Source organism: Desulfurella sp., from assembly GCF_049977265.1.
Taxonomy (GTDB): Bacteria; Campylobacterota_A; Desulfurellia; order Desulfurellales; family Desulfurellaceae; genus Desulfurella.
In genome coordinates this window covers 1-13,510 of sequence record NZ_JBMFGQ010000038.1, presented here as the reverse complement: position 1 = coordinate 13,510, position 13,510 = coordinate 1, and the positions used below count along the sequence as shown (strand labels likewise).

Sequence of the window (13,510 nt, the reverse complement as noted above, 5' to 3'; positions counted from 1 at the left end):
TAATATATTCTAATTCAATTAGTTTGTCAAGGGGAAAGGAAAGAATTTTTTTGGGAAAGTCCCATGCTTGTTTTTGCTATTTTTATAGCGTTTTTTATAAACTTTTAAAAAAATATTTAGCTTCTTTGGGTTTTGATGTCTAAAATCGGTGTATTATTTATCATATCACAGTTGTCGATTTTGATGTAACTTTTACCTATCTCTAAAATTGGCACAATAGAAACGCCTATGTGGTTTGGTCGTTTTGGCGAGTGTGTGGCAAAAACACCGTATTGCACTTTATCTGGATTATTGTGGGGTGGCGTTGCTATCAAATTAAAATCATTAAATTTATGAAAGTAAAAAATTACCATAATATATTTAAACTCATCCAATCTAAAAAGCCCTTGCGCATACTCATCAAAAATATGCAATATAGCTTTTGTTTTTTCTTTTTGGCCTATTTGAAAATCTGATTCAACCCAACCAATTGGTTTTATTTGAATAACTAAATCTTCAAACATAAATACCTCATATTTTATTTAATTTGTAAATAAAACTAAGTATTTTTGCAACTGCTTCGTACAATTCCTGTGGTATCTGACTATCAATGTTTAGTTTATACAGCTCTTGCGCAAGAGCTGGCTCTTTCTTTATATAAACGTTGTGCTTTTTAGCTGTTTCTTCTATTATAAATGCAAGGTAGCCTTTTCCTTTTGCAACAACTTTGGGTGCTATGTCTTTTTCTTTAATATACTTAAGTGCTACAGCTTTTTTTTGCTCATCGTTTTTTAAAGACACCAATACCCCTCAAAGATAAAGTTATCCAGAAACCTACATTTTTATTTGCTATATACGTATTACCCACTTGCTGTGGAACTGCATTTTGGAAAACATCCAAACCAAAGCCCCAGCAATCACTTGTGTAATAAAAACCAGCCCTTTTTTGTGGAAAATAACTATCAAGTATATCTCTATTTAAACTGATGTAGGTATAAAGCCTCTTTATAGGATAGAAAAAGACAGAGTATGTAATGCCATTGCTTGTGGTATTAAAATCCGGATCTTTAGCTGTAGTATAGCCAATAGAAAAACCAAATGTATTAAAATTAAAATTTAGGTTATCTGTTGTATAGGTAAACGTACGTTTTTGCCATTGGTAATAAGCCTGAGAAGAAAAATTAAAAAAAGGAAATGGTGAAATGCGCGTTTCTTCATAAATTGGACCATTCGAATAAACATATCGTGGAAAAATATAGGTATCTATTGGATCTATAGGTTTTATTGGTGCATTTGCATAATTTGCAAATCTGTATTCTTGAGTAATTTTATTATAAAAAATTTCTCTGTAATCAGCTTCGTCTTTGTCGTTTACTGTCCTTTTAATTATCGTATTTTCAAGCGTTAAATCAAGTGCACTTTTTTGGGGATATGTGTTTACAAAATCTGGAAATTCCTGTTTGACTTTTGGTACAAAAGTATAGCTAACTTCTGGTGCAATAATATGCTTATATCTATTGCCACTTGATAAATCGTATATTTTAAAAAATGATGTTCTAGCAGTTAAGCTAAGCTTGGGTACAACGCTTGATTGCGAACCAGTTAAGCCATTTGAATAATTAGAAAAAAGGTAATGAATGCCAGCTTTTGGCAAGAAATTTATAAAACCTATCTTAAACGGATAAGAAAAACTTGGAGAAATATCCAGAACATTTCCTCTTAAACCATCCTGTCTGTAATTGTATGAATAAAGTGAAGAAATATCCAATGATAATTTTTTGTAAATATCTAAATTTGTTGCTCCCATAAATACTTCTGGCAGTTTTTGAAGGGTCTGAGAATTATTTGATGCTACAAGGTTCTGGTAGAAATAATTATTTATATCTAAAAAGTATGGTCCATTTTGCAAAGCATACATAAGCTTACTTGAAGTATACCTGTTGCTTGTAAGCTGCATATTATCATCATTTATAACACGCAAATTGTTCTTGTTGCTTAAATAATGAATATCTGCCTTGAGATCTCCATACTTTTTAAAATCTGCGTTTTGAGTGATATCAAGATTAAGTCTTGTACGCTTTATGTCGCCTGCTGGAGGCGTTGTGTCTTTAAACAATTCTATATCCCATTGACCTTTTATATTATCTGTCCAATAATATCTATACTGTGTATTTAAACCATAGCCAATTTTGCCATCGTATTGTGATGTAAATGTGGCATCTTGAGATTTATTAATTGCCCAATAATATGGTTGGTAATACTTAAAACCGTTTGTTTTAGAGTAACCAAAACTAGGAAACAAAAAGCCACTCTTTCTAACAAGAGGTTCTTCTATTGCAGGAAATACAAAAACAGGGACTTTGCCAATATTGAACCACAAAGGATAGCTAAAAACATAGTTGTTTTTTACAATATAGGTATTTTTTGCATGTATTGACCATTCGGGTGCATATTTTGTATCAAAAGATAGACACTCTGGGCAATCGCAACCAGTAATTGTAGTATCACTTGCATAGTAGTGATTTTTATCATCCATAATTATGCGCTTTGCTTTTATGTATAAATGATTTTTTGCAACAAAGCAAATCGCATTATCAGCAAAACCTTTAAAAGTATCAATATTTATGACAGCTTTTGGACCTTTTACCCAATCACCTTCATTATCATAAATTTGTACATTGCCATACAGTTGAACAACGCCATTTGTTTTATTGTAGATGGCTTCATCTGCTTTTAGTACATGCTTATCTTTTTTAATTTCGCAGTTGCCTTTTGCAATATATGTAGTTATGGCTTCATCGTATGTAATATGATCTGCTTTTATAAACGTTGGTTCATCTTTTGCAGCTAATGCTATATTGCACAGCATCAAAATGCCAGTTAAAACTAAAAAAAACTGCCTCAAAGTGCATAAACCTTATATGAGATTTTTGGAAATACTTTGTCTCTAAACTCAACTGTTTCTAAAAAAGTCTTGTCTACGGCTTTCTTTTCTAAAAATTCCAAAAGCGTGTCAAATCGTTTTAGATGTAGCTTTGTGCGCTTTATTGCATAGTCAACCATTGTGCCTGTTTTCATTATAAAAGCCCAATCTGAACTTTGCGCAAGGAGTAATTCGCGAGCCATCTGATTTAATAAACGTTTTATTTTTTTATCCTGTGTATTTTTATAAAGCGTTGCCTTTTCAACCATTTTTATGCCGGCTTCATATAAAGGCCTGTAAATCCACTCGTTTGAACCTTCGCACCATACATCCCCATAACCTTTATAGCCCCAGCTTGACTCGCACAAATTACTCATCTGGTTTGTTGGAAACTCTTGAAGGTAATCTTTTACATTGGTAAACCCCACGCCAAATTCTTTTACACTATGCGCTTGCCTAAAAATTTCTTCTAAAAAGTTTATACCCTCCCACCACCAGTGACCAAAAAGCTCGCAATCAAACATAGCGTTTACTATAGGTTTTCTATCCATTATACTATTTAGGTATTCAAACTGCTTTTGTCTGTTAAACAAAAAGTTTGCAGCATGAATTTTGACTTTATTTTGAGCCCAAAAAGGATTGTATGGCTCTTTGCTTCCCAAATCTGAAAAGCTCGAGGTTATACGGTAATATTTTAGACCAACAAAACGTCTTTGACCATCTAAATGTAAATAAGGCTTTATGTAATCGTAATCTTCGTCATAACCAATATCTCTATAAAATTCCCTGTAATCGAAATCGCCCGGGTAACCTTCTTTGGCACTCCAGACCTGCTTTGAAGATTCCGGATCTCTGGCAAAGCATGCAACCAGACTCGGTGTATACATTGGTGCATAAACACCATATTTTGGCATTTCATCTGCATACATAATACTGTGTGTTTCGCCAAAAAAATACTCAATATCGTTTTTTTGCAAAATTTCCTCAACACCTCTATAATATCCGCATTCAGCAAGCCAGATGCCACTTGGTTTAAAACCAAATGTTTGTTTAAAACTTTCAACGCCTACTTTGACCTGAGCCTCAACCAATTTTGGTAGTGCCTGCATAAAAGGCAAAAAACCATGCGTTGCATTGCATGTTATAAGCTCTAAATTTCCATTTTCATAAAATCTTTTAAAACCCTTTGTTAAGTCAAAATCATATTTTTCCAGTACATCTAAGTTTCTTTTTATCCATCTTTCATACATCAAAACAGTTTCATAAAAAGGTGTATTTATTTTGCGTTTTTTCTCTTTACCAATAAGTTCTCTTAATTTATACATTCTTCTTTCTAATTTGCCCATTAAATAACTATCTTTCATCATGCTTGCAAGCGTCGGCGTAATACTCATAGTTAATTTAAACGGAATGTTATCATTGTGAAGTCTTTCAAACATAGATAGAAGTGGCATGTATGTTTCAAGGCATGCTTCATAAAACCAATCTTCTTCTAAAAAATCCTCAAACTCAGGATGTCTGACAAAAGGCAAATGTGCATGTAAAACTAAATTCAAATAACCACTCATTTTATAACTCCTTGAGATGTTTGAGCAGACTCTTTAAAATCACCAAAGTTAAAATGTGTAATTTTTTCTGTTTTCACATTACTTTTTTCAAATTTATCAAAAACCTTTGTTGCCATTTTTATTGTTGTATTAGCAGAAATTGAATTATTGGGCATTCTAATAAAATTTGACTGCAAAAGACTGATAAATTTATCTTGAGGAAAATAACCTAACTGTAAAACAAAATTTGCAGATGGTATAAGATCACTTATTCTATAACGACCACAGTAATTACCTATAAAAATATCCCTATACCAATTAAATTTGGATTCAAAAAAGTTATCTATATTTGTAATATCAAATATTCTTATGTAAAGTTTCCCATCAAATTTTTTATCATACTCCCAAAATGTAAAAATATCTGTAGGGTTTACAGCAAAAGCAATAAATCTCATATTATCAAAGCATTCTCTTATAGTAGTATCCTCAACCTGTTGCCAATATGTACCACTATAGTATTTAATACTTTCTACGTATTCTTGTTCATTTAATTGAATATTTAAACCATTCATTGCTACCCTCCTATTTAGCTTTAACATACTAAAATTTGATTAAACTGTCAAATAAATACAGATTTTATCCTATCATTGCTTTAATTTTTAAACAAGTTAGAATATTTATAAAAATTGCTTCACAAAAACACTTGACTTTATAAAAATTTCTTTTAATCTTAGAGGTTGATTGGGAGGTTGTAATGAAAGCAGAAAAAAGAAAAAAAAGTAAATTACCAGTTTTGATTACAATTTTAATAATTTTAGCGCTGATACAAATACTAAGACCTGTTGGTAAACCAAAATTAAAACTCAATGTAGATACAAACCAAACAATTGGCGGTTCCCTTCAAATAAACTGGCCACAAAACACTCAATGCGCAATAGCTATACAAAACGAAGGCTTTATACAAAAAACTCAAGATCAGTCACCGCTTCCAACAGCAAGTGTAGCAAAAATAATGACAGCATACATCATTCTTAAAGATCATCCACTTCAATTTGGCCAAAATGGCCCAACTCTAACTATAACAAATCGCGATGTTGAAGAATACTTAAAAGATAAAGCCGATGGTCAATCCGTTGTAAAAGTCGAAGCTGGTGAAAAATTAAACGAAAGACAAATGCTAGAAGCTTTGCTTTTGCCATCTGCAAATAATATTGCAACTCTGCTTGCAAGGTGGGATGCAGGCAGTGTTGAAAATTTTGTATTAAAAATGAATCAAACAGCAAAAGAACTTGGCATGACAAATACGCATTATGCTGATCCAGCTGGTATTAGCCTAAAGACTCAAAGCAGTGCTTATGACCAGGTTTTACTGGCGCAAAAAGCATTTGAACTACACACTTTTAGATCAATCGTTGGTATGGCTCAAGCTACTTTACCAGTTTGCGGCACAGTGTATAATGTAAACTATGTCCTTGGCAAAGACGGCATAGTGGGTATAAAAACAGGCTCAATGCCACAAATTGGAGCTAATTTTGTGTTTGCTGCAGATCATTTTGTTGGCTACAAAAAAGCAACTATTATTGGTGCAATATTTGGTGCAAGCGGAAAAGAACCTCTAATGACAGCTTTAAATGGCGCAATAATTGCTTTAGATAGCCTAAAACCTTACCTTGACTTAAAAGAAATTGTAAAGAAAAATCAGTTAGTCGCTACATTAGTTTATCCAAACGGTTTCAAAACAAATTTAATCGCAAAAGAATCTCTTTCATCAATTATCTGGCCTTCAAAAAATATACATTTACAGATGATACTAGATAAAGAGCTAAAATTGCCAATCAACAAAGGTCAAATAGTTGGTAATCTAATTTATGGGGATAAAAAAATGCCACTTGTTGCTCAAAGCAGTATAAACAAACCAACACTAATACAGAAACTGACAAGACTATAACAATTTAGTCAATCAAAACTAAACCGTACAAAACGCTTTCTGTAAAATCAATTTTTACTAGAGAATCTAACTGTATGCCAACAGCATCCAGTGAATAACGTACATTTGATGGTTTCTGGCAAACTTTTGTTGTTTCATACGAGCATACAGGACACAAATTGCAATTGCCGGGGAACAATGCGTATGCATAAAATTTATTTTGGGAAAAAAAATACTTTTCTTTTTCAAGTAACATTTTAAGCATTTCTCTTTTTTCATATTCAAACATTGTATTGTCAATGTAACACTTAATAAAAAGTGCCCTTTTGTAGCTTGATATCCATTTGACAGACAAAAAATAATCTGGTGAATTTGGCGGACATGAAGGATTTTTATTATATTGTGGACAATTTGTACATTTTATAATACTTTTTGGTGAAATTTTAATTTTACTTATTTTAACAAATTTTTCGAAAATAATATGCATTTTTAAGATTTTTTTAGAATTTTTGAATAGCTATCTTTTAAGTCAACAGTTTTATTAAATATTAAATGGTTTTTTGTTGAATCCGGGTCTTTGCAAAAATAACCAAGTCTTAAAAATTGGAAATTTTCAAAATCTTTTGCTTCAAGTAAAGATTTTTCTGCTTTTGCAAGCTTTATTATAAGTGAATTTGGGTTCAAATACGTTGTAAAATCTTTTTCTTCTTCTGTTTCCTGGGGATTTTCTTTTACAAACAACTTATCGTATATTCTAAGCTCAACATCTATCCAATCTTTTGCGTTTACCCAATGAATTGTTCCCTTAACCTTTCTTGCATCATCACTCCAGCCACCTTTGGAATTTGGATCATAAGTACATCTAACTGTTACTACATTACCATTTTCATCTGTTTCGTAACCAGTGCAAACTACATAGTATGCAAATACAAGCCTAACCTCTTGACCGACTTTAAGCCTGTAGAATCCTTTTGGTGGATCTATAGCAAAATCTTTTCTTTCAATAAATAGTTCTTTGCTAAAAGAAACTAGCCTTTTACCATAAGATTCATCTTCTGGATTATTAACTGCCTCAAGGTACTCTGTCTTATCATCCGGATAATTTTCGATTATAAGCTTAATTGGGTCTTCAACAACCATAGCGCGCTTTGCTTTCTTGTTCAAATCCTGCCTTGCGCAGTGTTCAAGTAGTGCATAATCAATAATAGCATTGCTTTTTGTAACGCCTATTGTTTTTATAAAATCTACGATAGAATCCTTTGTAAATCCACGTCTTTTTAAACCTTTAATTGTAGGCATTCTAGGATCATCCCACCCATTTACATAACCATTTTCAACCAGATGCAAAAGTTTTCGCTTGCTCAATACTGTATATGTTAAATTTAGCCTTGCAAATTCAATTTGTCTTGGATGAAAAACACCAAGCTCATCTAAAAACCAATCATATAGAATTCTGTGATCTTCAAACTCAAGTGTACACAACGAATGCGTAACTTTTTCTATAGAATCTTCCAAACCATGCGCCCAATCGTATGTAGGATAAATACACCACTTACCTTTTGTCCTATGATGGGGCGTTTTGATTATTCGATACATAACCGGATCTCGCATATTTAAATTGGGGTGAGACATGTCAATTTTTGCCCTTAATACGCACTCGCCTTCTTTAAATTCTCCATTTTTCATCTTTTCAAATAAATCTAAATTTTCTTCAATGCTTCTATTTCTGTAGGGGCTATCGATACCTGGCTGTGTCAATGTACCTCTGTTTCGCCTGATTTCTTCAGTGCTTTGATTGCAAACATAGGCTTTGCCTTTCATAATGAGTTTTTTGGCAAGCTCATACATTTCATCAAAGTAATCTGAAGCATAATAAACTTTATCACCAAAGCCATAACCAAGCCATTTAACATCGTCTATTATGGCGTTTATATAATCAATATTTTCTTTTGTTGGATTCGTATCATCAAACCGCAAATTACATTTGCCACCAAATTTTTTGGCTATTTCAAAGTTAATCACGATAGCTTTGGCATGTCCTATATGCAAATAACCATTTGGTTCTGGAGGAAAACGCGTTTGAACATAATTAAACCTGCCATCCTGCAAGTCCTTGATAATAATTTCTTCTATAAAATTTGAAGCTTCAAATGACTTATCCATACAAATGATTATTTTACAAAATTTAGGCGCAGAAATCAACACAATTAGCGCAAAGGTATTGATTTAAATACATTTGAGTATATAAAACTTGTTAGCATTGCACTTAACACTAGCATGCTAGCGCCTTTTGCATCCAAAATACCAAAACTTTTACCAAATTGCGATACAGCAACAAGCAAGGTCAAAGGGAAAGAAATACCAATTGGTGCTATAAAAATTTCTCTCAATTTAAAATCAGAAAACAGCAAAACAAAGCTGGACATGTATCTTACCAAAACTATCACAATTGCAACCAAACAAGCATCTTTGATCATATTTAAACTCATCATTGCACTTAAATCAAAAGACAAGCCCACATGAATAAAAAAAATAGGAACCAAAAAGCCATTGCCAATTATGCCAAAACTTGTTTTGATATTTTCGTTTTCCTGCAATGATAAAGATAAAATAAGACCGCTTATAAAAGCACCAAGGATTGGTTCTATGCCTAATATATTTGATAAAAAAACAAAAACTATAAGGTTTAAAAAATTGGTTCTGATGCCTGTTTCTGTAGTATTGCCAGTTTTAAGAAAAATTTCGCTCAAATGAGGAAACCACCACAAAAAAAGCCTAAGAAGCCTTAAAAACAAAATAGAAAGTATCACAAATACAAAAAGTTGTACAAGTTTTATCAAAGATTCTGAACTAAAGCCAAACTTAAAATAAAGGTTAAAAATTATTATAGCAAATAGACTCATAATTTCACCGATACTGCCAAGTATCAGTATCTTTAAACCAAACGGCTTGTTAATCATATTATGCTCTTTTAAAACAGGATACAACAAACCAATAGAAGTAACACTAAATGCCAGTGCATAAATTGCAGGTTTATCCATTTGTTTTGCAATAAAAAATGCAAAACCGATAACTACAAAAAAATACAAAACAAATGCAAATGCATCTTTTTTTGTAACATTCTTGAGCGTTCTTATATCAAGCTCAAGCCCAGCCATATACATGAGCACAATAAAGCCAAACAATGATAAAAAATTTACAATAGCAGAATCATGCCAGTTAATAGGAAACATATTTTTAATTAAAATTCCATAAAGTATCTCGCCAACAGCAAAAGGTATGTTTATTTTTTTTGATATGAAAGGCATTATAAACATTCCAAATATTATAAGTAACAGTCTAAAAACATCCAGATCGCTCATAATGGCACTGCTAAAGCGCTATTTTTTATTTTTTTTACAATTAAATAAGCTATATGAGGCTTTAAAAAAGATATTTTTGAATTTTTTTTATAATTTAGCACCACAAGATGATTTGGGAAATGCTTTGTAAACTCAATTGTTCCCACAACAGGATTTTTAACCTGCGTTTTAAAATTTATCTTTGTTTTATACACACTTTCAAAATCACGAACCAAAGCGGCAGCTTTCCTAATCTGGATTTTTTCGCTCAAAGTAGACAGGCTATCTGGCATAACATTTAACAGTACTCTATACTCAACATTGAATATTTTTGACAATTCAATTGTGGTCTCAAGAACACCAAGCATATCAAAAGAATTCATTACAGCTATTATACCTTTGTAAGGATATGTACCTTTTGCTATTAAAAATGGCTTTGTGCAATTTTTAAAGATGGATTTTAACTTTAAATTTAAAAAATCACCAAATTCTGGGAATATATATAAACCTACATCTTCTTTTAAGGTAAAAATATCTTTCAATTTATCTACAATTGTATCGGGCGTACTAAGTTTTGGGTGATTTAACCTATCTGATAAAGGAAACTTGTATGAAACAAGCGTAAATTTAGCCGATAAATTTTCTGATAAATACATTGTTTCATTGATTATGCTTTTTTGGCTGTTTTCTAAAGCTATACACTCCTGTCCATACTGCAGGGGAAATTGAGGTATGCCTTTTAGTAAAATATTTGAAATATTTTCAAGCGTTCTTGGGTTTCCTACAAGTATAACCTTATCGTTTATCTTAATAACAGAATCTCCATTTGGTATAATTAACTGATCGTCTCTATAGATTGCAGCTACATGCCAACTCTTTGCTTTTAGTTTGCTTAATTTTTTGTCAGTTATGTGAGATTTTGATAAAACGCTAACTTCTATGATCTCGGACTGCCCAAGACCTATATTTATAGCTTTCGAATAATTTCTTTGCAGCCTTCCAATAACAGCCTCAATAGCCATATCGATGGGTTTTATTATTTTAGCATTGTACTGTTTAAACTCTTCCTGACGATCCTCACTGTATGATAAAACTATAATTGGCTTATCTGAGTGGAAATTAAGCCTTATTATGCGACAAACCTCAAGGTTTATATCGCTATCTGTAAATGTTGTAATAACTGCAACAAGATTTTTTAAATCCAGCTTTTTCCATGTAAGAATACTGCTTGCATCCGCATGCAAAAAGACGCAATTTTCAAATTGTGGTTTTAGTGAGTTGATTTTTATTGGATCTATGTCAATTGCAACTACAGGATATAAATTTGATACAGCTTCAAGTAATTTTACTTCAAAATATCCAAGACCACATAAAATTACAAAAGGTTTATCCATAAATCTTGACCGCTTTTGGCTTCTTTATTAAAATTGAACAAATAATGGCAAAAACAGGCAATGCTTCAATAATATAAAAAACTGCACTTAATCCAAAATTATCGCTAACTACACCAAATAAACTAACACCAATACCACCTGTGCCAATGGCAAAGCCTGCTGCTATACCAGAAGCAAGTGCTTTTTTATGTGGCAAAAATTCTTGAGCAAGCACTACAGTTACAGAAAATGTAGATATCAAAACAAAACCCAATAAAAAAGCAAAAATAAAGAGTGCAATTTCATTTTTTACATTATTAAAAATTATATTCAAAACAAACGTCATGATCATAGTTACAAGTAAAGCATTTTTTGTACCAATTCTATCTGCTAGCATACCGCCAAATATTGTGCCCACAGCACCACCAGAAAGCAAGCAAAACAACAATATTGAAACAAATGAAGGCTGATCTTTTAAATACATTGCATATTTAAATGGCAAATATGACATTAAACCAAAATAAATCCATGTTCTAAACATTATGTATAAGATAAGCAAAAACAAACTTAATCTGTCTATACTAAATTCAAGAGGCAAATTTATACTTTTTTTGTGTGTTTTTTTTGTTTTTTTACTAAGAAGCAGAATCTGTATCAACAAAATTATGGGCAAACTTATTACTAAAACACCAAGTGTACCTTTCATATCAAACTTATATATTAAAAAGTACATTAAAGGCGGACCTATGGCAAAACCAATATTGCCACCCAAAGAAAATATGCTCATACCAGTTGCTTTTTTATCACCTGTATAGTTGCTGGCTTCATTAAAAGCCATTGGGTGAAATGCGCTAACTCCAAGCCCGCTTAGCGCAACAAGTAAAAGCAATAAATAAAAATTGCTGGTTAAACCAGAAAACCCAACGCCCACGCTTGCAAGTAAAATACCCAAAACTATCAGGTATCTCATGTTTTTTTTATCGCCTATGTATCCAAAATATACCTGTATAACAGAGGAAAAAACGTTTGTAACAAGCAAAATAATGCCTGTTTGTGCATAATTTAAGGCAAACTCTTTTTTAAAAAAAGGCAGCATAGCAGGCACAGCGCTTTGATTAATATCAGTTACAATATGTCCAATAGATAACAAAATCAAAGCAAACCAATTCACATAATAATTATAACAGATTTTTGAAAAAATGCTAATTTCTTCTTGTTAATTTATTAATTTATGGTATAACTTTAACAATGAAGAGGTTATTTGCCAAAATAAACTATTATATAAAATACAAGCTTTTATTCTGGTTTGTAGTTTTGATTTTTTTAATTGGTGTAAGTGGATATCTGGTATTTTTTGCATTAAGCTTTGGCTATTTTGATCTACAAAAAAACTATATAAAAGGTCAAATAATTGCCCAGGAAAAACAGGCATTAAATTCACAGCTTTTATACTTAAAAAGCGAAATTTACAAAAATAAAAACCAAAACCCACAACAAATAATAAATTATCTAAAACAACTAAAATTCAATAAAAATTACCACTTTTATATAAAATATGAAAACCGCATCTTTAATCTTAATAGCACACCCGAAGGATCTACAATAAAACAGTCGATTAATATATCACCTGATATTCAACTAATAGGTACTGTTAAAAAAGACTATATTAATAAAGTTCTCAATCAAAACTTATCTTATGCAAAGCAGTTGTTTTATAAATTTCTCATTAAAAGTTTCTTAATTGGTCTTGTTGTTTTTATTGTATCTTTTGTAATTTTTTACAATATTTTATCAAAATTTGATAAAAAGATTAAATTGCTTAAAAAACTATCAGAAGAATTTAAAGAACTAGCCAACCCTGCTTTTAAAACCTCATGCTCAAGCGACGAAGTAAGCTGCATTATAAATAATTTTTTAGATTACTCAAATAGCATAGTTAAAATTCAAAAAATCAAAAATGCACTTACACAATTCGAAGACATAGATCAAATGTATGAAACTTTTAGAAAACTACTAAAACAAGAGTATAATCTTTTGGATGTTAATATATTTATTGTAGAAAATAACTCAATTAAAAAAACTTATGCTGATAGAATATACTGCGAAAATTGCAAAGTTGCTCTTAATGATATATCAAAGTGCAAATGTTTTCAATCCATAAAGAGCGGCTTGCAAAATAAAATACACTCAGAATGCTCAAAAGATTACTACATAATCTGTTTACCATTGTTTGATAAATTCTACAATAACAATACAACTGTAATTGTTCAGCTAATAGATAAAAAACCTATAAGCAGCCAGAATGCAATTAAAAAACTATTTGAACAGGTAAGGGATGTAATAGGCTATACCCTAACGATAAACATTTTTAAAAACCAAACATACAAAGATCCTCTAACAAATGCATATAACAGGCTATT

General features: G+C 31.4%; 12 protein-coding genes. 2 read left to right on the top strand and 10 right to left on the bottom strand.

The window, feature by feature from the left end; genetic code table 11:
- Positions 1-116: 116 nt before the first annotated feature.
- Genes tsaA through ACP5FO_RS07205 form a run of 5 tightly spaced genes read right to left on the bottom strand, consistent with a single transcriptional unit; the run spans position 117 to position 5,021 of the window.
- The gene (tsaA, locus tag ACP5FO_RS07225; RefSeq protein ID WP_428157266.1) at positions 117-503 is read right to left on the bottom strand and encodes a tRNA (N6-threonylcarbamoyladenosine(37)-N6)-methyltransferase TrmO; all 387 of its coding nucleotides are present in this window, start codon (positions 501-503) and stop codon (positions 117-119) included.
- Positions 504-510: 7 nt separating this feature from the next.
- Positions 511-780, bottom strand: coding sequence for an EscU/YscU/HrcU family type III secretion system export apparatus switch protein (locus ACP5FO_RS07220; RefSeq protein WP_428109372.1), 270 nt, complete (start codon positions 778-780; stop codon positions 511-513).
- Complete coding sequence (locus tag ACP5FO_RS07215) at positions 761-2,884, bottom strand: LPS-assembly protein LptD (protein WP_428157265.1); 2,124 nt, start codon at positions 2,882-2,884, stop codon at positions 761-763. The genes ACP5FO_RS07220 and ACP5FO_RS07215 overlap by 20 nt, the downstream gene beginning before the upstream one ends.
- Positions 2,881-4,470, bottom strand: coding sequence for a glycoside hydrolase family 57 protein (locus ACP5FO_RS07210; protein ID WP_428157264.1), 1,590 nt, complete (start codon positions 4,468-4,470; stop codon positions 2,881-2,883). The genes ACP5FO_RS07215 and ACP5FO_RS07210 overlap by 4 nt, the downstream gene beginning before the upstream one ends.
- Entirely contained in the window at positions 4,467-5,021 is a 555-nt protein-coding gene (locus ACP5FO_RS07205; RefSeq protein WP_428109355.1) for a DUF4912 domain-containing protein, read from the bottom strand. The genes ACP5FO_RS07210 and ACP5FO_RS07205 overlap by 4 nt, the downstream gene beginning before the upstream one ends.
- Positions 5,022-5,203: 182 nt before the next feature.
- Between ACP5FO_RS07205 and ACP5FO_RS07200 the strand changes: the two genes are divergently transcribed.
- Complete coding sequence (locus ACP5FO_RS07200; RefSeq protein WP_428109349.1) at positions 5,204-6,397, top strand: D-alanyl-D-alanine carboxypeptidase family protein; 1,194 nt, start codon at positions 5,204-5,206, stop codon at positions 6,395-6,397.
- A gap of 4 nt (positions 6,398-6,401) precedes the next feature.
- Here ACP5FO_RS07200 and ACP5FO_RS07195 read toward each other — a convergent pair whose 3' ends face one another.
- The 5 genes from ACP5FO_RS07195 to ACP5FO_RS07175 are packed head-to-tail and all read right to left on the bottom strand — an operon-like array spanning position 6,402 to position 12,261.
- Complete coding sequence (locus ACP5FO_RS07195; protein ID WP_428109341.1) at positions 6,402-6,863, bottom strand: DUF2284 domain-containing protein; 462 nt, start codon at positions 6,861-6,863, stop codon at positions 6,402-6,404.
- A 2-nt stretch (positions 6,864-6,865) separates the two neighbouring features.
- Positions 6,866-8,539, bottom strand: a complete 1,674-nt coding sequence (locus ACP5FO_RS07190; RefSeq protein WP_428109337.1) for a glutamine--tRNA ligase/YqeY domain fusion protein — start codon at positions 8,537-8,539, stop codon at positions 6,866-6,868.
- A 44-nt stretch (positions 8,540-8,583) separates the two neighbouring features.
- The gene (locus ACP5FO_RS07185) at positions 8,584-9,738 is read right to left on the bottom strand and encodes a cation:proton antiporter (RefSeq protein WP_428109333.1); all 1,155 of its coding nucleotides are present in this window, start codon (positions 9,736-9,738) and stop codon (positions 8,584-8,586) included.
- The gene (locus ACP5FO_RS07180) at positions 9,735-11,111 is read right to left on the bottom strand and encodes a potassium channel family protein (RefSeq protein WP_291492068.1); all 1,377 of its coding nucleotides are present in this window, start codon (positions 11,109-11,111) and stop codon (positions 9,735-9,737) included. Before ACP5FO_RS07180 ends, ACP5FO_RS07185 begins: the two co-directional genes overlap by 4 nt.
- Positions 11,104-12,261, bottom strand: coding sequence for an MFS transporter (locus tag ACP5FO_RS07175; RefSeq protein WP_428157263.1), 1,158 nt, complete (start codon positions 12,259-12,261; stop codon positions 11,104-11,106). The genes ACP5FO_RS07180 and ACP5FO_RS07175 overlap by 8 nt, the downstream gene beginning before the upstream one ends.
- A gap of 77 nt (positions 12,262-12,338) precedes the next feature.
- On the opposite strand from ACP5FO_RS07175, the gene ACP5FO_RS07170 reads away from it, so the two are divergent.
- Positions 12,339-13,510 (top strand): hypothetical protein (locus tag ACP5FO_RS07170; protein WP_428157262.1); only part of this gene is annotated, 1,172 nt, incomplete at its 3' end.

What these genes read in the sequence shown, in the direction of transcription:
- ACP5FO_RS07195 (WP_428109341.1), bottom strand. Translation starts at nt 6,863, where the DNA reads ATGCATATTATTTTCGAAAAATTTGTTAAAATAAGTAAAATTAAAATT.
- ACP5FO_RS07190 (WP_428109337.1), bottom strand. Translation starts at nt 8,539, where the DNA reads ATGGATAAGTCATTTGAAGCTTCAAATTTTATAGAAGAAATTATTATC.
- ACP5FO_RS07185 (WP_428109333.1), bottom strand. Translation starts at nt 9,738, where the DNA reads ATGAGCGATCTGGATGTTTTTAGACTGTTACTTATAATATTTGGAATG.
- tsaA (WP_428157266.1), bottom strand. Translation starts at nt 503, where the DNA reads ATGTTTGAAGATTTAGTTATTCAAATAAAACCAATTGGTTGGGTTGAA.
- ACP5FO_RS07180 (WP_291492068.1), bottom strand. Translation starts at nt 11,111, where the DNA reads ATGGATAAACCTTTTGTAATTTTATGTGGTCTTGGATATTTTGAAGTA.
- ACP5FO_RS07200 (WP_428109349.1), top strand. Translation starts at nt 5,204, where the DNA reads ATGAAAGCAGAAAAAAGAAAAAAAAGTAAATTACCAGTTTTGATTACA.
- ACP5FO_RS07210 (WP_428157264.1), bottom strand. Translation starts at nt 4,470, where the DNA reads ATGAGTGGTTATTTGAATTTAGTTTTACATGCACATTTGCCTTTTGTC.
- ACP5FO_RS07205 (WP_428109355.1), bottom strand. Translation starts at nt 5,021, where the DNA reads ATGAATGGTTTAAATATTCAATTAAATGAACAAGAATACGTAGAAAGT.